This is a genomic window from Dolomitihabitans soli, assembly GCF_022213955.1.
GTDB classification, from domain to species: domain Bacteria; phylum Actinomycetota; class Actinomycetes; order Streptosporangiales; family Streptosporangiaceae; genus Streptosporangium_A; species Streptosporangium_A soli.
On the sequence record NZ_JAKNTW010000006.1, the window covers coordinates 422855 to 442820 of the forward strand.

The following is a 19966-nucleotide window of genomic DNA, read 5'->3' on the forward strand; positions in this document are numbered from 1 at the left end:
CTAGGCCGCTTTGAGTTCCGTGACGGTCGCCCAGAGAGACTGAGGAGTTCTGAACGTCTCCCAGTTCAACTTGCTGTCGGGAATGGTTATTTCAAGGCTCTCTTCCAGGTCCATCAGCAGGCTGACCATGGCCAGCGAGTCGAGCCCGGCCGCCACTAGGTCGAGATCCGGGGTGATGGTGACGTCCGCGGAGAGCAATTTCAGATGTGCCCGGATCGTGGCGATGAATTGTTCGGGGAATATGGTCTCTGGCATGCCGTCACTTTAACCCATGGGAGAATTGTGGACGCCTTCGACTTGGCCATTATCGGCGCCGGGCCCGCGGGACTCGCGGCAGCAGGAAGATTCGCCGGAAAAGGATACGGCGTCGCGCTCATAGACGGCGGGAAATTCGTCGCCGAGCGCGACCGCGACGCCCCGGCCGACATGACACGTGGCCACGGCGGCGCCGGATTGTTTTCGGACGGGAAATTCTCCTTCTTTCCGTCGGCGAGCGAGCTGTGGACGTTGCCGCGCGACTCGGATCTGCGTGCCGCCTACGTCTGGACCTGTGAGCTGCTGCGCTCCTACGGCCTGGACACCCCGCCCTTCCCCGACGACCCCACCGCGTACACGGTCGGCACGGGTGAGTGGGTGCTCAAGGACTACCCCTCCGACTACCTCTCCCTGAGCGCGCGCCTGAAGCTCACCGGCGACATGGTCGCGGCCACGGACGCCACCCTCCTCACCGAGACCGAGGTGGTGAAGGCCGAGTACCAGCGCGCCACCGACACGTTCACGCTGACCCTGGGCGACTCCGAGCTGGCAGCACGCAGGCTGCTCCTGGCCGGAGGCAGATTCGGCCCGCTCGGCCCGCTCGGCCTGAGCTGGGAGCGTTCCTTCCGCCGCCTGGAGGTCGGATTCCGCATCGAGCAACCGGCCGGCCGGGCGTTCTTCCGCGATATGAAGCAGCTCGACCCCAAGCTCCGCTTCCGCGAGGGGGACGGCGGCGTGGAATGGCGCACGTTCTGCGCCTGTCGCGACGGCGAGACCGCGCTCACCGAGACCCAGGGCCTGTGGACCGTCTCCGGGCGCTCCGACTGCCCGCCGACCGGACGCTCCAACGTCGGGTTCAACACGCGCATCCTGGACGAGGCCGTGGCGGCGCAGGCCATCGCACCCGCGCTGGCCGCCATGGCGGACGAGGACTCCTTCTTCGACCTGCCCATGGCGGCACGCGAGGAGACGGTGGAGACCTTCGACCGCGTGTACGGGCCCGAGCTGCGCGAGATCATGCTGCGTGGCCTGACCCGGCTCGCCGACGCCTACCCGGCGCTGCGCGATGGCGGAACCCGGCTGATCGGTCCCACGCTCGAAGGCGTCGGCTGGTACCCGGAGGTCGACGGCGACCTCCGGCTCCTCGACATTCCCGCCTGGGTCGCCGGTGACGCGTGCGGGCTGTTTCGGGGCATAGTAGCTGCGATGATCAGCGGCCACTACGCGGCGGACTCCGCGCTACGTGAACTGGAAGGGCTCGGATGAGCATCGGCGTCGGCGCGATCCTGCTGCGTGCGGACGGCGCACTGCTGATCGGCTACCGGATCAAGGCGGGCGCGCCCCATTCCTGGTGTCTCCCCGGCGGCCATGTGGAACCCGGCGAGTCCTTCGAATCCGCCGCGCTGCGCGAGATCGCCGAGGAGACCGGCATTCGCGAGGTGACCTCCCCCCGCGTCTTCACGGTCGCGTTGTCGGACACGGCGACGGTGACCGCCGGGGTGGTGGCGAGACTGAGCGCGCAGGACGCCGTCGCCACGACCCCGGAACCGCACGTCTTCGAGCGCTGGATCTGGGTCCAGCCGGACTCGCTGCCGGGCCCCCTCTTCCCGGCCAGCGCCGCCGTCCTCGCCGCGTGGCGGGGCCGGGCCGCCGCCGAGGGCTGGGCGATGTACTCGATCGCCGTCACCGCTCGCCCACCCGCGAGGCCCTGAGGCCCTCGCCGTACGCGAGCCCTCTTCAGGCCGAGGTCCGGCGCCGGAACAGCACCGCCGCGACGGGGACGCTGATCACCACTCCGGCGGTGAGCCAGAGGGCGGTGAGCCATCCGGCGTCGCCCATGGGCAGGCCGAGGAGCAGCGCGCGCAGCGTCTCCACCATCGGCGTGATCGGCTGGTTCTCGGCGAAGGCGCGCAGCACGCTCGGCATGGTCTCCGCCGGGACCACGCCGTCGGAGAGGTAGGGGAGGAAGAGCACGATGAAGCTGAGCGCGCCGGCCGCCTGGACGGACTTGACGAACAACCCCCAGAGTGCCGCGATCGCCGACAGCGCCAGGACGTATCCGACGACGAGTGCCAGCACCAGCGCCCACTCGGTGACCGTGGCGCCGGACCGGAAACCCAGGGCGATCGCCGCGATCAGCGCGATCACGGTGGCCACCACGTTACGGATCACCGAGGCGATGACGTGGCCGGCGGGAACCACCCAGCTGCTGACGGGCAGCGTCCGGAAGCGGTCGATCATTCCGCCGGTCATGTCGGTGGCGATGTTCGCGGCGGTCAGGGCCGCGCCGTACCCGCCTGACATGAGCAGCACGGCGGGGACGACGAAGTCGATGTAGGTCAGGCCGCTGGACCCGGTGGTGATCGCGCCGCCGAAGACGTAGACGAAGACGACCATGATCAGCACCGGCAGGGCGATGTTCACGATGAGGGCGTCGGGCGTTCGCGCCTCGTGGCGCAGGGCACGGACGACGAGACGGCGCAGATCGCCCGCCGAGGTCCAGCGGGAGGTGCCCGGCTCCCGGTCGGTCCCGGTGCGGGCCGCGGTGCCGACGGCGCTCATGCCGCCGCCGTGAGCTCGAAGAAGACGTCGTCCAACGTGGGGGTCCGCAGGTCGACGTGCTCGACGGGGATGCCCGCCCGGTGCAGTACGTCGAGCGTGCGGCGCAGGTGGTCAGGGCCCTGGCCAGCCAGGGTGACCTCCCGCGCGTCCGCGTCGAGACGCAGTCCGGCGGCGTCTCCCGGGCCGGCGGACAGGGCGGCGCCGGCCCGGGGGACGTCCTCGGCCCGTGCCAGGCGCAGTGCCAGGCGCTCGGAGCCCACCTGGCGTTTCAGGGCGGCCGGTGTGTCGTCGGCGGCGACGCGGCCGTTGTCGATCACCGCGATGCGGTCGGCGAGCTGGTCGGCCTCCTCCAGATACTGGGTGGTCAGCAGAATGGTGGTGCCGGCGGCGAGCAGTTCGCGGATCACGGTCCACAGCTCCGCCCGGCTGCGCGGGTCGAGGCCGGTGGTGGGCTCGTCCAAGAAGAGAATCCGCGGCGCGGCTACCATGCTCGCCGCGAGATCCAGACGGCGGCGCATCCCGCCGGAGTAGGTCGCGACGCGGCGGTTCGCGGCGGCGCTGAGATCGAAGCGGTCGAGAAGCTCGCCTGCCCGTCGTCGAGCCGCCCGCCCGCCCAGGTGGTACAGGCCGCCGAACAGCTCCAGGTTCTCCCGCCCGGTGAGCAGGTCGTCCACGGTGGCCTGCTGGGCCGTCAGGCCGATCGTCCGACGTACGGCGACGCTCTCCCGTGCGACGTCGTGGCCGCCCACCGTGGCGGTGCCGCCGTCCGCCGCGAGCAACGTGGTGAGAATCCGGACCGTCGTCGTCTTTCCGGAGCCGTTCGGTCCGAGGAGGGCCAGCAGCGAGCCTGCCGGCACGGTCAGATCTACGCCGGTGAGCACCGGTGTGCCGCCGAAGGACTTGCTCAGACCACGGGCGCGGATCGCAACGTCGTGCATGTCTTTCCTTTCTGTGTGCAAGGTACAGTGTATGAGCTACACAGATTAAGATATATCACGTACACAGTCCGAAGGGCGGTGGACGGCCGGGAGCGGGCAGACTGGCAGGCGACATCCGGTCCCAACCTGGAGGAGTTCGATGGCAGAGCAGCGCCGCCTGCCCCCCGCCGTGGCCCGGATGTGGGGGCGCGAGCCGACGTCGCGCCGGGGACCGCAGCCGCGACTGGACCTGGCGAAGATCACCGCCGGCGCCATCGAGATCGCCGACGCGGAAGGGCTCGCCGGGGTCTCGATGGGCAGCGTCGCCTCCCGGGTGGGCGTGACGACGATGGCGCTGTACCGCTATGTCGGCAGCAAGGATGAGTTGCTGGACGCCATGGTCGACGCCGCCATCCCCGAGCCGCCCGAGCGGGGCGGCCTGTCCTGGCGCGACTACCTCGCCACGTGGACCCGGGCCAACCGCGACTTCCTGCTCGAACGATCGTGGCTGCTCTCCGTAGACCGTCTCGTCCCCCCGATGGGCCCGCGGCGGATGTACTGGCTGGATCGCGCCCTCGCCGCGCTCGCCGACACGACGCTTGACGAGGGCGAGAAGTTCAACGCCGCGACCGCCCTCACCGGCTACGCGCTGACCGACGCCACGCTCGTACACGGGATGAGCCTCGGGAACGCCCGCTTCGACGAGGCAGGGATCCAGGGAGCCGGCGACTACGGCGAGATGCTCGCCGAGGTCCTCGACCCCGAGGGCTATCCCGCCCTGTCGGCGGCGGTGCGGTCCGGCGTCTTCCGGGGAGCCGAGAACTGGACCGACGACGCCGACTTCCGCTTCGGCCTCGACCTCCTGCTCGACGGCATCGAGGCGCTGATCGCCCGCCGCGCGTAGCGCCCGTCCGGTGGATCACGCCGTACGGCCCGGCGCACAGGCCCGGCGTACAGGGCCGGTCTGGCGCACCGCTCAGGCCGTATGGTGTCGAGCCGGCCGCGGTTGCCGAAGGCGATCCGGCGCGCGAGGCGACGGCGAGCCGTGGTGACCAGGACGCGCGTGTCACGAGGGGGTGGCGATGGGCAGACTGAGGATCATGGTGAGACCTCCGCCCGGCGTCTCGTCCGGGACGAGGGTGCCGCCCATCGCCTCGGCCAGGCCGCGGGAGAGCGCGAGGCCGAGGCCGACCCCGGAGTGGGTGTCACGGTCGCCGAGGCGCTGGAACGGCAGGAAGACCTGATTGTGGGCCTCGGGCGGGATGCCGGGACCGCGGTCGATGATCCGGACCTCGACGTGCTCGCCGTGCCGGCTGGCGGTGACCAGGACGTGTTCGCCGGCCGGGTTGTGGCGGACCGCGTTGGACATCAGGTTGGCCAGCACCCGTTCGAGGAGGTCCGGGTCGGCGACGACCGGGGGGAGCTCCTCGGGGATGACGTCTTCGACGACGTCGCCGAGCGGGCCGAGGCCGTCGATCGCCCGCGGCAGGATCTCCTCCACGGCCACGGGCTGGAGGGCCGGCCCCAGTACTCCGGCCTGCAGGCGGCTCATGTCCAGCAGGTTCGCGACCAGCCGGTCCAGTTTGGCCAGCGATTCCCAGGCGGTCGCGAGCAGTTCCGCGCGATCCTCCGCGGACCAGTCGATGCCGGTGTCGCGCAGGCTCTCCACGGCGGCCTTGGCCGAGGCGAGCGGCGTGCGCAGGTCGTGGCTGACGGCGGCGAGGAGCGCGGTGCGCATCCTGTCGGCCTCGGCCAGCGGCCTGGCCTGCTCGGCCTCCTCCGCCAGCCGTTCCTGCCGCAGGGCGACCGCGGCCTCGGCGGCGAACGCCTCCAGCACCCTCCGGTCGGAGGCCGCCAGCAGCCGCCCGTGTGCGGCGAGGACCAGCTGCTCGTCGATGACGACGTCGGTGTCGGCGACGCCGGGGCAGGAGGAGGGCGGCCCGCCGGAGGTGGCGACGATCCGCCACGCGTCGGGTTCCGACCGATCGTCGGGGCTGGGCGGCCTGGTCCGTTCGAGGAGGGTGACCGAGGCCAGCGCGAACGTCTCGCGCACCCGCGCCAGCAGCGACGGCAGCGCGGCGTCCCCGCGCAGGACGTGGCCCGCCAGCGTGGACAGCACCTCGGCGTCCGCGCCGGCGCGTGCGGCCTCCCTGGAACGGCGGGCCGCCAGGTCGACCGTCGCGCTCACCACGGCCGCGACGAGGATGAAGACGCCGAGGGCGAAGAGGTGCTCCGGGTCGGCGATCGTCAGGGTGTGGATGGGGGGCGTGAAGTAGTAGTTGAGCAGGAGAGAGCCGCCGACGGCCGCGGTGAGGGCGGGCCACATGCCGCCGACGAGCGCGACGCCGACGACCATGAGCAGGAAGAGCAGGATCTCGCTGGGCAGCCCCAGGGATTCCCGGAACGGGACCAGGACGGCGGTGAGCAGCGGCAGTCCGGCGACCGCGCCCACCCAGCCGGCGAGCCTGCGCGCGGGAGCCAACGCCGCCCGTGACTGCGCGGGGCGGCTGAGTCCCCTGCTCACCTCCGCATGGGTGATCATGTGGACGTCGATCGAACCGGACAGCGCCGTGGTGGTGACCCCCACCCCGCGGAAGAGCGTCTGGGCGAACCGGCCGCGCCGGGAGGCGCCGAGGACCAGCTGGGTGGCGTTGACGCCGCGGGCGAAGTCGAGCAGCGCGCGCGGGATGTCGTCGCCGACGACCTGGTGGTAGGTGCCGCCCAGGCTCTCCACCAGCGCCCGATGGCGGGTCAGGTTGACCGGGTCGCCGCCGGTGAGCCCGTCGGCCCGGGTGACGTGGACCGCCAGCAGGTCGGCCCCCTTGCTCCGGGCGGCGATGCGCGCCGCCCGCCGTACCAGGGTGTCGCCTTCGGGGCCGCCGGTCAGGGCGACCACGACCCGCTCGCGGGTCTCCCAGGTCGTGGCGATCCCGTGCTCGGCCCGGTAGCGGTCGAGCTGGTCGTCGACCTTTCCCGCGACCCAGAGCAGCGCGAGTTCGCGCAGCGCGGTCAGGTTGCCTTCGCGGAAGTAGTTCGACAGCGCGGCGTCGACCTTGCCCGGCGCGTAGACGTTGCCGTGGGCGAGCCGGCGGCGCAGCGCCTCGGGTGACATGTCCACCAGCTCGATCTGGGCGGCCCGCCGTACGACCTCGTCCGGCACGGTCTCGCGCTGGGGGACTTCGGTGATCTGCTCCACGACGTCGTTGACGGACTCCAGGTGCTGGATGTTGACGGTGGAGATGACGTCGATGCCGGCGTCGAGGATCTCCTCGATGTCCTGCCAGCGCTTGGTGTTGCGGGAGCCGGGCACGTTGGTGTGCGCCAGCTCGTCGATCAGGGCGATCCTGGGCCTGCGCGCGATGACCGCCTCGGTGTCGAGCTCGGTGAAGTCGACCCCCCGGTAGGTCAGGGTCCGGCGCGGGATGATCTCCATGTCGGCGAGCAGTTCGGCGGTGCGGGGGCGGCCGTGGGTCTCGACCAGACCCACGACCACGTCTCTGCCCCGCCCCATCGCCCGGCGTCCCTCGCCGAGCATCGCGAAGGTCTTGCCGACCCCGGGCGCCGCCCCCAGGTAGACCCGTAGCCGCCCGCGTGGCACGTCGATCACTCCCTGTCGAGGGCCAGGTTGAGTTCCAGCACGTTGACCGCCGGTTGGCCCATGAAGCCGAGTGCGCGGCCGGTGGTGTTGGCGTCGATGAGCGTCCGCACGACGCCGAGGTCGAGGCCGCGTTCCCTGGCCACCCGGGGGGCCTGCAGGGCGGCGTACGCGACCGAGATGTGCGGGTCGAGGCCGGAGCCGCTGGCGGTGACCGCGTCCGGGGGCACCGGCACCTCGGTGACGTCGCCGCGGACGGGCACGGTACGGCCGGCGGCGTAGTCCTCGCCCGGCCTGCCGCATTCGACCTTGATCCCCTGGTATGCGGTGATGAACGGGGTGGCCGGGCACGCCTGGTTGACGCTCACCGCCCTGGTCGGGGCGCCGACGGCCGGGAAGACCTTCAGCACCGCGCCGACGCCGTCCGCGGTGCAGTACGGCCTGGCACCGGAGACGCCCTCCCGTTCGCCGACGGCCTCGGACCGGGCGCACACCTGGGTGAGCAGCGACTGCCTGCCCTCCTCGGGTTCGCCCTCGTCATCCGTCTTGCCGGGCACGGGCAGCGTGTCCAGGACGTCCTCGGGGCCGAGGTTGCTGGCCGCGGTGGAGAGCATGTCGTATCCGTCGCCGGCCACGGAGGGGCGGCTCTGGAAGTACGTCCGGACGGGGGCGCCGTCCTTGCCGGTGAAGTTCTGGCCGATGAGGGCGCTGCCGACGGCCCGGCCGTCCTTCCGCAGCACGGAGCCGCCGGCGTTGTCGTTGAAGACGACCTGGGCGACGCCGGTCACGGCGAGGGGGTAGAGCCCGCCGAGGACGAGGGTCAGGACGACGAGGGCGCGGATCGCGGCGAGATGCTGACGGATCCAGCTTGGCAGGCGTTCCATTTATGACATCCCCGGCAGGAACTGGATGAGAAGGTCGATGAGTTTGATGCCGATGAAGGGGGCGACGATGCCGCCCAGGCCGTAGACGTACAGGTTGCGGCTGAGCAGCTTGGCGGCGCCGGCGGGCCGGTAGCGGACCCCGCGCAGGGCGAGCGGGATCAGCGCCACGATGATGATCGCGTTGAAGACGACCGCCGCCAGGATCGCCGACTGCGGGCTGGTCAGGCGCATGATGTTGAGCGCGTCCAGGCCCGGGTACACCGCCGCGAACATCGCCGGGATGATCGCGAAGTACTTGGCGACGTCGTTGGCGATGGAGAAGGTGGTCAGCGCGCCGCGGGTGATCAGGAGCTGCTTGCCGATCTCCACGATCTCGATGAGCTTGGTGGGGTTGGAGTCGAGGTCGACCATGTTGCCGGCCTCCTTGGCGGCGCTGGTCCCGGTGTTCATGGCCACGCCGACGTCCGCCTGGGCGAGCGCGGGGGCGTCGTTGGTGCCGTCGCCGGTCATCGCGACCAGCCGGCCGCCCTGCTGCTCCTTCCTGATCAGGGTGAGCTTGTCCTCGGGCGTGGCCTCGGCGAGGAAGTCGTCCACACCCGCCTCGGTGGCGATGGCCTTGGCGGTCATCGGGTTGTCACCGGTGATCATCACGGTTCTGATGCCCATCCGGCGCATCTCGTCGAACCGTTCCCGCATGCCCTGCTTGACGACGTCCTTGAGATGGACGACCCCGAGGACGCGAGCCGTGCCGTCGCGGATCTCGCCGACCACAAGCGGGGTACCGCCGGACGCGGAGATGCCGTCCACCAGGGCGCCGACGTCGGCGGTGGGATGACCGCCGGCCTCGCGCACCCACTTCATGACGGCGGTCGCGGCCCCCTTCCGAACCTCGCGGCCATCCAGGTCGACGCCTGACATCCGGGTCTGGGCGGTGAACGGCACCCAGCCGGCGCCGGCCAGCTCGCCGGGCTCCCGTTCACGCAGGCCGTACGCCTGCTTGGCGTAGACCACGATCGAGCGGCCCTCCGGGGTCGCGTCGGCGAGGCTCGCCAGTTGCGCCGCGCGGGCCAGTTCCAGCACGGGAACCCCCGGGACCGCGGCGAACTCGGTGGCCTGCCGGTTGCCCAGGGTGATCGTGCCGGTCTTGTCCAGCAGCAGGGTGCTGACGTCCCCGGCGGCCTCGACCGCGCGGCCGCTCATCGCCAGCACGTTGCGCTGCACGAGCCGGTCCATGCCGGCGATGCCGATCGCCGACAGCAACGCCCCGATCGTGGTCGGGATGAGGCAGACCAGCAGCGAGACCAGCACCACCCCGGTGACCCCGTCCGCGGTGAGCGCGAGCGAGTCGGGCACGCCGGGGTTCTGCTCCTTGGCGTAGATCGCCAGTGGCTGCATGGTGGCGGTGGCGACCAGGAAGATGACGGTCAGGGCGGCGAGCAGGATGTTGAGCGCGATCTCGTTCGGCGTCTTCTGCCGGTCCGCGCCCTCGACCAGGGCGATCATGCGGTCGATGAAGCTCTCGCCCGGCCGCTGGGTGATCTGCACGACGATCCGGTCGCTGAGCACCTTCGTGCCCCCGGTCACCGCCGAACGGTCGCCGCCCGACTCCCTGATGACCGGGGCCGACTCTCCGGTGATGGCCGACTCGTCCACGCTGGCGATGCCCTCGACCACGTCACCGTCGCCGGGGACGATCTCGCCGGCCTCGACGACCACGAAGTCGCCCTGCCTCAGCTCGGCGGCGGCGACCGTGTCCCAGGCGGATGCGTCCCAGGCGGGTGTGCCGGCCCTGGCGGGCGTGTCGGCCCTGGGGCGCAGGCGGCGGGCGGTGGCGTCGCGCTTGGCCGCGCGCAGCGTCGCGGCCTGGGCCTTGCCCCGTCCTTCGGCGACCGCCTCGGCGAGGTTGGCGAACACGACGGTGAGCCACAGCCAGACCACGACGGCCCAGGCGAAGAACGAGGGCTCGCTGGTCGCGGCCAGGACGGTGGTGGCCAGCGCGCCGATCTCGACGATGAGCATGACCGGGTTGCGCCACAACGTGACCGGGTTGAGCTTCTTGATCGCCTCGGGCAGCGACGTGATCAGTTGCCTGGGGTCGAGGAGCCCGCCGCCGACCCTGTTGTCGTTTCGCGCCTCGGGAGAGCGTCCCGGCACGGGGGCGGACATATCAGGAGAGTCCTTCTGCGAGTGGGCCGAGCGCGAGTGCGGGCAGGAAGGTCAGCGCGACCAGGATGATCGTCACGCCGATGACCATGCCGACGAACTGCGGCCGGTGGGTGGGAAGGGTGCCGGCCGACTCGGGCGCCGGTGCCTGACCGGCCAGGGAACCGGCGAGGGCGAGCACGAAGATGATCGGCAGGAACCGGCCGAAGGCCATGCACAGGCCGAGTGCCACGTCGTACCACGGTGTGTTGACGGTGACCCCGGCGAACGCCGAGCCGTTGTTGTTCGACGCGCTGGTGAACGCGTACAGGATCTCGGAGAACCCGTGCGGCCCGGTGTTCAGCATCGCCGCCCGGCCGGCCTCGTTGCCCATCGCCACCGCCGTGCCGGTGAGCACCAGGAGCGGGGTGACCAGGAAGTACATCGAGGCCAGCTTGATCTCCCTGGCGCCGATCCGCTTGCCCAGGTACTCCGGCGTACGGCCGACCATCAGCCCCGCCACGAAGACGGTGATCACGGCGAGCACCAGCATGCCGTACAGGCCGGAGCCGACCCCGCCCGGCGCGACCTCGCCCAGCATCATGTTGACCAGCGTCATCATGCCGCCCAGCGGGGTGTAGGAGTCGTGGGCGGAGTTCACCGCGCCGGTGCTGGTCAGCGTGGTGGCGGCGGCGAAGGTCGCCGAGTTGGCGACGCCGAACCGCACGTCCTTGCCCTCCATGGAGGCGCCCACGGCCTGCGGCACGGTGGCGTGGCCCGACAGTTCGAAGACGTTGGTCAGCACGACACCGGCGACGGCGATGGCAGCCATCACGGCGAGGATCGCGTAGCCCTGCCTGACCTGGCCGACCATCTTGCCGAAGGTGCGCGGCAGGGCGAACGGGATCAGCAGGATGAGGACGATCTCGAACCAGTTGGTCCAGGTGGTGGCGTTCTCGAACGGGTGGGCGGAGTTGGTGTTGTAGAAGCCGCCGCCGTTGGTGCCGAGTTCCTTGATGACCTCCTGGCTGGCCACCGGGCCACCGGTCATGTTCTGCACGTCGCCGGTGAGGGTGGTCACCTCGTGCGGGCCGACGAAGTTCTGCACCAGACCGCCGGCCACCAGGACCAGCGCGCCGACGAACGCGATCGGCAACAGGATCCGGATCGTGCCCCTGACCAGGTCCACCCAGAAGTTGCCGAGCGTGTCGGAGCGGTTCCTGGCGAAGCCCCGGACCAGCGCGATCGCGACGGCCATGCCGACCGAGGCGGACACGAAGTTCTGTACGGCGAGGGCCGCCATCTGCACCAGGTGGCCCATCGTGGACTCGCCCGAGTACGCCTGCCAGTTGGTGTTGGTCACGAAGCTGACCGCGGTGTTCCACGCGACGTGGTCGGTCACCGGGGGGAATCCGAGGCTCAGGACCAGCTTGTCCTGCAGGCGCTGCATGCCGTACACGAACAGGATGGAGACGACCGAGAAGGCCAGCACGCCGCGGGCGTAGACGGTCCACCGCTGCTGGGTGTCCGGCTGGACGCCCAGCAGGCGGTAGACGGCGCGTTCGGCCATGGTGTGCCTGACGCCGCTGTAGACCCGGTGCATGTAGTCGCCGAACGGCTTGTGCACCAGGCCCAGCGCGATGATCAGGGACGCGATGAATACGATCCCCGCGGCTGTCGTGCTCATCTAGAAACGCTCCGGGAACAGCAGGGCCGCGACCATGAAGATCACCAGGCCGGTGACGACCACCAGACCGGTGGCGTTGATCGCGCTCACAGGCGCTCCACCGCCTTCACCACGAACCCGAAGACCACGAAGATCGCGACCGTCAGGACGACGAAGATGACGTCGGCCATCTCTGCTCCTCAATTACGAACTACCGGCTTGGCCCATCCGGACAGGCGGCCACAAGACCAGCAAATCCCTAGATTCGTACGGTTTTGCAACTCTTGACAGGTTCCATACGGCACCCGGTCAACTATTGGCACCCTCGCTACGTAAAGCCTCCCGGCGATGCCCTGGCCTGCGCACTCCCGGCCTGGACTGTGATCCGCGATCTCCGGTGGCCCGGCCTTTCCCGCCGCCGGAGTTTCCCGATCAAATGGAAACGGCGATTTGATCAGTGCGGTCACTCATATATACGTGTGGCGCGGTTGTGGGAGCGGAATAGCATCATGGGATGATCGGATGTCTGCCCGCGATATTGATGTTTTCTTGACGCCGTGATCATGAAAGTCATCACTTGGTCTCAGTAGGGTGCTTTCGTCTTTACGACTTCTTGATGCGGGGGTGGCCGGATTGGCCGAGGTGGACCGGTCTGCAGTGATGCGCTGGCTACCCGCGGGGCCACGGACCGACCGGGGAGAGGGCCGGGAGTGAGCACGACGACCCCGGCGCGGGGCGGTTCAGGGCTGCAGCGCTGGCTGCTGAAGGGGCTGCGGCGCCCCGACGCCAAGACCACCGGACCGCAGCACGAAGAGACGCCGGACCATCAGCACTCCTGGTGGCAGGTGATGTGCCTGACCGGCGTCGACTACTTCTCCACCCTCGGCTACCAGCCGGGCATCGCCGCTCTGGCCGCCGGGGCGCTGAGCCCGGTCGCCACCATGCTGCTGGTCGCGCTGACCCTGTTCGGGGCCCTGCCCACCTACCGGGCGGTGGCCAGGGAGAGCCCCAACGGGCTGGGCTCGCTGTCGATGCTGGAACGCCTGCTGCCCGGGTGGCGCGGCAAACTGCTGGTGCTGTTCCTGCTCGGCTTCGTCGCCACCGCGTTCATCGTGACGATCACTCTGTCGGCCGCGGACGCCACCGCGCACATCCTGCACAACCCGTTCGTCCCGGCGTTCCTCGGCGGCTGGAAGGTGCCGGTCACGCTGGTGCTGATCGCCGCCCTGGGCGGAGTGTTCCTGGCGGGGTTCAGCGAGGCGATCTCCATCGCCGTCGTCCTGGTCGCTCTCTACCTGTCGTTGAACATCGTCGTCATCGGGGTCGCGCTTCAGCGCGTGCTCGCCGGACCGGGCCTGGTGGCCGACTGGCGGACGGCCCTGGTCGGCGATTACTCCAGCCCGATCGCGATGATCGCGGTCTCCCTGTACGTCATGCCCAAACTCGCCCTTGGCCTGTCGGGGTTCGAGACCGGGGTGGCGGTGATGCCGCTGATCAAAGGCGACCTCGCCCGCCGGGTCGCGGGCGCCAAGAAACTGCTGACCACCGCGGCGCTCATCATGAGCGTCTTCCTGATCACCTCCAGCTTCGCCACCACCATCCTGATCCCGGCCGAGGAGTTCGCCGAGGGCGGCGAGGCCAACGGACGCGCCCTGGCCTACCTGGCCCACGAGTATCTGGGCGACTGGTTCGGAACCGCCTACGACCTCAGCACGATCGCGATCCTGTGGTTCGCCGGCGCCTCCGCGCTGGCCGGGCTGCTCAACATCGTGCCGCGTTATCTGCCCCGTTACGGCATGGCCCCGGACTGGTCCCGTGCGGCCCGGCCGATGGTCCTGGTGTTCACCGTGATCTCCTTCGCCATCACCGTGTTCTTCGGCGCGGATGTGGAGGCCCAGGGCGGCGCGTACGCCACCGGGGTGCTCGCCCTGATCCTCTCGGCCGCGGTGGCGGTCACCCTGTCGGCCTGGACCGGCGGCCGCAGAAAGGCCGCGATCCCCTTCGGGGTCATCTCCCTGATCGTCTCCTACGCGACGATCGCCAACATCATCGAACGCCCCGACGGCCTGGTGATCGCCCTGTTCTTCGTCCTGGCGATCGTGGTCACCTCGCTGATCTCCCGGGCCACCCGCTCCACCGAACTGCGCGTCACCCGCATCACCCTCGACAACCAGGCGCGGCTGTACATCAACGAGACCGCCGAGATCCACCTCATCGCCAACGAGCCCCACGCACGTGACTGCAGAGAGTACGTCGACAAATCCCGTGAGGCGTGGGAGCTGCACCGCCTCCGCGCAGCCGAGGGGCTGCTGTTCCTGGAGGTGACGGTTCCGGACGCCTCGGAGTTCGCGTCCGAGCTCCGGGTGATCGGCGAGGACCGCTACGGCTTCCGCGTCCTGCGCATGGAGAGCCCGACCATCGCCAACGCGATCGCGGCGCTGCTGCTGCACCTGCGCGACGAGACCGGCAAGATGCCCAACGTGTACTTCCACTGGGCGGCCGAGGGCAGGCCGATCGGCGCGTTGCTGCGCTACCTGGTCTTCGGCGGCGGCGACATCCCGCCGCTGACCCGTGAGGTGCTGCGCCAGGCCGAGCCCGACACCGCCCGCCGTCCCATAGTCCACGTCGGCTGAGCCGCTGTTCGTGGACCGGACGGCGGGCGACGCCGTGCCCTGTTTCCCGTGGAGGTACGAGGGCCGGTCGTCGAGGACCGCCTCACCGGGCCGATGGGGTCACCCGTTCAGCAGGTGGGTGTAGCCGGGTTCCAGGCCCGCCTGGGCGGTGATGCTCGCCGTACGGGCCGCGAAGTCCTGCTCGTCGGTCAGGGTGTGGTTGTCGTCGAGGGTGACGCTTTCCGGCGGGTCGTCCCAGGCGACGGGGTCGGCGTCCCAGAAGTTGCCGCGGAAGACGACGTTCTCCAGGGGTGGCGAGACTTGCAGGACGGCGGTGTTGTCCGCGCGCTGGACGGCGTTGCCCTCGACGGTGACCCAGGCGGCGCCGTAGTCGGTGTAGAGCGCGAAGTTGTACGGCGTGAGCGTGTCGCGTATGACGTTGCCCCGGATCAGCGCGCCGTTGTCGTGGGAGTCGCCCTGCGGGCCCGACAGGTAGACGCCGCCGCCGTCCGCCAGCACTTTGAGCGTGTTGAAGGTGAGGTTGCGCAGCACCTGGGTGCTCTTGCCGGAGCCGAGCACGATGCCGCAGTGCGGGACGTCGTTCACCTGGTTGTGCGCGATCGCGACGTCCTGGCTCGCGGTCACCGCGATGCCGGGTGAGCCGGGGTAGTCCAGGCCGACGTGGTGGATCCAGTTGTTCTCGACCCGGACGCCGCGGCTCTCCTCGACGGAGATCCCGCCGCCGCTGACGCCCTCGACCACATTCCCCCGCACCAGGATGTCCGTGGCGCCGCCGGAGAACCGCAGGGCGGTGGCGCCCAGCCGGGTGAAGCGGCAGCCTTCGATCGCGACGCCCGCGGCCCCGTCGATCACCACGTTGGCGGGGATGGTCAATGACGCTCCCGGAACCGTCACCCACGCGCCCTCGCCGAACGACACCTTCTCGATGGGGCCGCCGTCGTAGTAGCCGGTGCCGTGGTAGTGCAGGAAGCCCTCGGGGCGGCTCGGCCGCAGCCAGGTGACGTCGGCGAAGGTGATGCCGTGGAAGGCGACGTCCCGCGCGCCCGTCACCTTGACCAGCGTCTCCAGCACCGGCGCGACGACCTCCGTACGCTCGGGCGACTCGCCGGGGCGCGGCCGGTAACGCAGGACGTGGCGGCCGGGCAGGGACCGGTCGAGCACGAAGGTGCCCGGCTCGGTGAGGAAGCCCGCGCCGTTCTCCACCCGGGTCGGCAGTCCCGGACCGTACGACTCGCCGCCGCCCTCCCACGGGACGACCGAGTTGTAGAGCTCGATCGCCCAGCCGAAGGCGGGCTGAGCCATGGTGATGGTGGTCGAGTGCTCGTCGCCGTCGACCGAGGCGACGCCGAAACGGGCCTCCGTCCACGGATAGACGCCCCGCAGGACGAACTCGACGTCGGCGGGGTTGCCCCAGCTCTGCGGGGCCGTGCTGTCGGTGACGTAACCCGTGTCGGTTCTCGTCGCCGTGCCGGGGAGGGCGTCGATCGCGGCCCGCTCCACCCTGCGGCCGTCGACGTGGAGCTGACGGGTGTCGAGGTCGCCGACCTCGGCCAGCCAGACGCCGTCCCGCTCGCGCCAGCCGGTGATCCGCCGGCCACCGCTGACGACGGCCTCGCCCTCGGCTCGGAAGGTCAGGCCGGAGTCGGCCTCGGTGAGTTCGAGGGTTTCGGCGAGCCGGTGCGTCCCGGCCAGGAGATGGACCACGGTCTCCGCGTCGCCGGCCTGGTCACGGGCCTGGTCACGGGCCAGCTCACGGGCTCGGGGGAGGGTGGCGAGGGGGTGTTCCCGGGTGCCCGGGGAGGCGTCGTCGCCGGAGGGGGACACGTAGAGCTCGTTCAAGGATCGCACCTCGTTTATAGTGTAAATTTAGCTATACAGCATAAACAGGCAATAGGGTCGGACGTCAAGCCAGAGGAGGACGGGTGGCCGTCGAGGAGGATCCGGACCGGACGGTCGAACTGCTGTGGCGGGAGCCGGGGGACGCCGCGCCGAGGCGGGGACTGAGCGTCGGCGCGATCGTGCGCGCCGCCGTCGAGATCGCCGACGCCGCCGGGATCGAAGGACTGTCCATGCGGAGCGTCGGCGAACGGCTCGGCTTCACCAGCATGTCGCTCTACCGGCACGTGCCGGGAAAGGCGCAGCTCATCGACCTGATGTGCGACATGGTCATGGCCGAGACGGGCGGCACCACGCCGCCGGGCACGCCGTACGGCTGGCGCGAGGCGCTGACGGAGTGGGCGAGGCGGGGCTGGGCCCTGGGCCGGCGCCACCCCTGGCTGGCCGAGGTGCGCGGCATCCGGCACGTGCCCGGCCCGAACTCCATCGCCGACTTCGAGTACGCGCTCAGCACGGTCAAGGGGATCGGCCTGACGCCCGCCGAGATGATCGCCGTGGTGGGCCTCGTCGGCCGGTTCGTGGACAGCGAGGCGACCAGGGTGGCGGAGGTCGCCAGGGCCGAGCGGCGCACCGGGGTCTCCGAGGAGGAGTGGTGGGGCGCCAGGGAGTCGCTGTTCGAGAAGCTCGGCCGCTATCCGACGCTGACCTACATCTGGGAGGCCGGCGGCTACGACGAGCCGGAGGACTCCTTCGAGTTCGGCCTGCGGCGGGTGCTGGACGGTGTGGAGGCGCTGGTCCGCGAGCGTGATGAAAAGCGTGATGAAAGCAGGTTGTGCGCGATGTGCGGCAAGAGGATGGACCGGGCGGAGGCGGGCCGGCCACGCGCCTACTGCTCACGTGCCTGCCAGCAGCGCGCCTATCGCAGGCGCCGGTCCACGCCGGAACCGGACCGGCCGTGAACTCGCCGGCGTGGCTCGGCGGCCCCGGCCCCCTGAACACGATCCGAGACAGCTCAACGTCGCCGTCGGCAACACCACCGAAGACGCCTGCACCGCGCTCGCCGGCCGTACCCTGCCCGCCGTGCCCCGGACCAAGGCCGAATCGAGCGCCTGTTCGGAGACCTGGAACTGCTCGAACCGGGTGTCGTCCAGGTTCCGCGGTGGCGGCCGGAGACCCAACCGTTCGATTTCGACCGGATCTGGATGTACGGCGGAGCCGCCCGTAAGCCCTGACGCCGGATGGATGTCATCGGTTCCCGGAGCCCTGGAAGGCCTTCCCACACGTAGGTCGCGCACTCCGGCAGAGGAGATCGTCTTCTCGCAGACCTACGGCGTCGCATCGGCCAAAGACCAGCCGTAAGCTCATATATCGCAGTAGAGGTCACCGAATACGGCATGATACGACACATAGTGGTGTGTTGACCGTACGAGCGGGCTCGTCTTGATCGGCGGGTCCGGTTGCCGGCTCCGGTTGGATTCTCGTCGATGGAGCGGGTGGCCGGAGCGCGGGCGGGATTCGCGGAACAGCGACGGGGCAGGGTTTCGCGGTCCGTACGTACGTCCTGGTCAGGGCACGTCGACAGTGGACGTAGTGTGATCCCCGACACGCGTCATCCGGAGGTGTCCCATAGTGACGAGCGTTACCGAGGGCGACGATCTGACGACCGCAGACGCCGAAGAACCACCCAGCGTGCTGCTCGCGGTCAGCGGTGCGACGCTGGACCCGGTCAAGGATTATCTCCGGCAGATCGGTAAGGTCACGCTGCTCAGCGCGGCCCAGGAGGTGGAGCTCGCCCAGCGGATCGAGGCGGGCGTGTTCGCCGCCGAACAACTCGCCAACCTGAGCCGGACGATGCCGGCGGACGTGCAGGCCGAGCTGGAGTGGATCGCCGAGGACGGCCGGCGCGCCAGGGACCATCTGCTGGAGGCCAACCTCCGGCTGGTGGTCTCGCTGGCCAAGCGGCACACCGGCCGCGGCATGCCGTTCCTGGACCTGATCCAGGAGGGCAACATGGGCCTGATCCGGGCGGTCGAGAAGTTCGACTACACCAAGGGCTTCAAGTTCTCCACCTACGCCACCTGGTGGATCAAGCAGGCGATCACCAGGGCCCTGGCCGACCAGGCGCGGACCATCCGCATCCCGGTGCACGTGATCGAAGTGATCAACAAACTGGCCCGGTTGCAGCGGCAGATGCTCGCCGACCTGGGCCGCGAGCCGACCCCCGACGAGCTCGCGGTCGCGCTGGAGATCACCCCCGAGCGGGTCGCCGAGATCCAGACCTACTCGCGCGAGCCGATCTCCCTGCACACCCCGCTCGGCGCCGAGAACGACAGCGAGTTCGGGGATCTCATCGAGGACGTGAGCGCCGTCGATCCGGAGGAGGCGGTCGCCTTCAGCCTGCTCCGTGAACAGCTCTACTCGGTGCTGGACGCGTTGTCCGAGCGTGAGGCCGGGGTGATGGCCCTGAGGTACGGCCTGGCGGACGGCCGGCCCCGGACGCTGGACGAGATCGGCAAGGTGTACGGCGTGACCCGCGAACGGATCCGGCAGATCGAGTCGAAGACCATGGCCAAGCTACGTCACCCCGCCCGTGCCCGGAGCCTGCGCGACTACCTGAACTGACGGGCAGGGGCCCGGCGCCGTCCTCGATCCGGCGGCGGGCGAGCACCGCCGCCAACGCCGCCCTGGTCGACCACCACCACCCTGGATCTGGTGCAAGCCTGGCGTCCCGCCACGACGTCCGCGTCCGTCCTTCACGTGTCCCCTCCTCGGGGAGGCGTGAAGTGTTCACCGATGGCTACGGTCTGGCTGGGCCTACTGAGGGTCGCCGTTCGGCTCCCTGCCCGATCGGGACGCCGCGAGCCGGCGCCTGCCGAGACGCGTGCGGCCCCACGGTTTGTAGACCGACAGGATCGTGCAGGTGAGGTACATCGTCGTGGAGACACACCCCGCGCTCACCGCGCCGAGGCCGGAACGGTCGACGGCGGCGAACCGGCCGGGCGGGGTGTTCGCCACGATCTCCGCCGCCTCGTTCAGTCCCGGAAGCAGGGACGACGGGATGAGCACCACCGCGATCAGGGTGAGCACGAGCTTCACGATCACCCAGCGGTACCGCAGCAGCCCCCACGAGGTGAAGAGCGACAGCAGCACGCCGGTGACGAACGCGGTCAGGCTGAGCGGGATGAGGAGCACGCCGCCCAGCAGGGCCAGCACGCTGTAGGCCGCATGCTGCAGATCCGGGTCGCCGGTGCTCATGCCGGTGAGCGCGAGGGTCAGCACGCCCAGGTTCAGCCCCAGCCAGCCGACCGAGGAGATGACGTGGAGCGTCGTCACGAGTTTGCGGGTCCGGGGCGGCATCGGAGGCAGCCTCCTGGCGGCACGCCCCGTCTGGGCCTCGTCGGCCGCGCGCTCGCGCGGCACCGTGCCGCTGGCATCCATCACATTTCGCCTCTCCGCTGTACGCACAGAGCCACCAT

The 19966-nt window shown here is 70.2% G+C and carries 16 protein-coding genes and 1 pseudogene; 7 read left to right on the forward strand and 10 right to left on the reverse strand.

The genetic code is table 11. From position 1 onward, the window contains the following. Positions 1-255 carry a phosphopantetheine-binding protein gene (locus MBA17_RS15325; protein ID WP_238497116.1) on the reverse strand — a complete coding sequence of 85 codons (255 nt, stop codon included), beginning with the start codon at positions 253-255 and terminating at the stop codon, positions 1-3. A 27-nt stretch (positions 256-282) separates the two neighbouring features. Between MBA17_RS15325 and MBA17_RS15330 the strand changes: the two genes are divergently transcribed. After that, entirely contained in the window at positions 283-1521 is a 1239-nt protein-coding gene (locus MBA17_RS15330; RefSeq protein ID WP_238497117.1) for a hypothetical protein, read from the forward strand. After that, the gene (locus MBA17_RS15335) at positions 1518-1967 is read left to right on the forward strand and encodes a nucleotide triphosphate diphosphatase NUDT15 (protein WP_238497118.1); all 450 of its coding nucleotides are present in this window, start codon (positions 1518-1520) and stop codon (positions 1965-1967) included. The genes MBA17_RS15330 and MBA17_RS15335 overlap by 4 nt, the downstream gene beginning before the upstream one ends. A gap of 25 nt (positions 1968-1992) precedes the next feature. On the opposite strand, the gene MBA17_RS15340 is transcribed toward MBA17_RS15335, so the two are convergent. Both MBA17_RS15340 and MBA17_RS15345 read right to left on the reverse strand, forming a co-directional pair. Then, a complete protein-coding gene (locus MBA17_RS15340) occupies positions 1993-2817 on the reverse strand; it encodes an ABC transporter permease (RefSeq protein ID WP_238497119.1) in 825 nt (274 codons plus the stop codon). Further along, entirely contained in the window at positions 2814-3755 is a 942-nt protein-coding gene (locus tag MBA17_RS15345) for an ATP-binding cassette domain-containing protein (RefSeq protein ID WP_238497120.1), read from the reverse strand. Before MBA17_RS15345 ends, MBA17_RS15340 begins: the two co-directional genes overlap by 4 nt. 139 nt (positions 3756-3894) lie before the next feature. Here MBA17_RS15345 and MBA17_RS15350 point away from each other — a divergent pair, with 139 nt between their 5' ends. Continuing rightward, positions 3895-4638 (forward strand): TetR/AcrR family transcriptional regulator, encoded by a 744-nt coding sequence (locus MBA17_RS15350; RefSeq protein ID WP_238497121.1) that lies wholly within the window; start codon positions 3895-3897, stop codon positions 4636-4638. Positions 4639-4800: 162 nt separating this feature from the next. Here the strand turns inward: MBA17_RS15350 and MBA17_RS15355 are convergent, their stop codons facing one another. Genes MBA17_RS15355 through kdpF form a run of 5 tightly spaced genes read right to left on the reverse strand, consistent with a single transcriptional unit; the run spans position 4801 to position 12132 of the window. Next, a complete protein-coding gene (locus MBA17_RS15355) occupies positions 4801-7332 on the reverse strand; it encodes a sensor histidine kinase (protein WP_238497122.1) in 2532 nt (843 codons plus the stop codon). 5 nt (positions 7333-7337) lie between these two features. Continuing rightward, a complete protein-coding gene (locus MBA17_RS15360; RefSeq protein ID WP_238497123.1) occupies positions 7338-8213 on the reverse strand; it encodes a potassium-transporting ATPase subunit C in 876 nt (291 codons plus the stop codon). Next, positions 8214-10379 carry a potassium-transporting ATPase subunit KdpB gene (gene kdpB, locus MBA17_RS15365; RefSeq protein ID WP_238497124.1) on the reverse strand — a complete coding sequence of 722 codons (2166 nt, stop codon included), beginning with the start codon at positions 10377-10379 and terminating at the stop codon, positions 8214-8216. A 1-nt stretch (position 10380) separates the two neighbouring features. After that, positions 10381-12042 carry a potassium-transporting ATPase subunit KdpA gene (gene kdpA, locus MBA17_RS15370; protein WP_238497125.1) on the reverse strand — a complete coding sequence of 554 codons (1662 nt, stop codon included), beginning with the start codon at positions 12040-12042 and terminating at the stop codon, positions 10381-10383. Beyond that, positions 12043-12132: a K(+)-transporting ATPase subunit F gene (kdpF, locus tag MBA17_RS50415; RefSeq protein WP_238497126.1), complete on the reverse strand. Its 90-nt coding sequence runs from the start codon at positions 12130-12132 to the stop codon at positions 12043-12045. A 599-nt stretch (positions 12133-12731) separates the two neighbouring features. Here kdpF and MBA17_RS15380 point away from each other — a divergent pair. Continuing rightward, positions 12732-14654 (forward strand): APC family permease, encoded by a 1923-nt coding sequence (locus tag MBA17_RS15380; protein WP_238497127.1) that lies wholly within the window; start codon positions 12732-12734, stop codon positions 14652-14654. Between the two features lie 99 nt (positions 14655-14753). Here the strand turns inward: MBA17_RS15380 and MBA17_RS15385 are convergent, their stop codons facing one another. Beyond that, complete coding sequence (locus tag MBA17_RS15385; RefSeq protein WP_238497128.1) at positions 14754-16493, reverse strand: right-handed parallel beta-helix repeat-containing protein; 1740 nt, start codon at positions 16491-16493, stop codon at positions 14754-14756. Positions 16494-16576: 83 nt separating this feature from the next. On the opposite strand from MBA17_RS15385, the gene MBA17_RS15390 reads away from it, so the two are divergent. The 3 genes and pseudogenes from MBA17_RS15390 to MBA17_RS15400 all read left to right on the forward strand — a co-directional run bounded on the left by MBA17_RS15390 (position 16577) and on the right by MBA17_RS15400 (position 19112). Then, the gene (locus tag MBA17_RS15390) at positions 16577-17449 is read left to right on the forward strand and encodes a TetR/AcrR family transcriptional regulator (protein ID WP_238497129.1); all 873 of its coding nucleotides are present in this window, start codon (positions 16577-16579) and stop codon (positions 17447-17449) included. A gap of 81 nt (positions 17450-17530) precedes the next feature. Continuing rightward, positions 17531-17722, forward strand: a pseudogene (locus MBA17_RS15395) (SAM-dependent methyltransferase); the annotation flags it as partial. Positions 17723-18119: 397 nt separating this feature from the next. Next, positions 18120-19112, forward strand: coding sequence for an RNA polymerase sigma factor (locus MBA17_RS15400; protein ID WP_455432767.1), 993 nt, complete (start codon positions 18120-18122; stop codon positions 19110-19112). Between the two features lie 192 nt (positions 19113-19304). Here MBA17_RS15400 and MBA17_RS15405 read toward each other — a convergent pair whose 3' ends face one another. Continuing rightward, on the reverse strand, positions 19305-19928 hold the full coding sequence (locus tag MBA17_RS15405) for a DUF2269 family protein (RefSeq protein ID WP_238497130.1): 624 nt from the start codon (positions 19926-19928) through the stop codon (positions 19305-19307). Positions 19929-19966 lie beyond the last annotated feature (38 nt).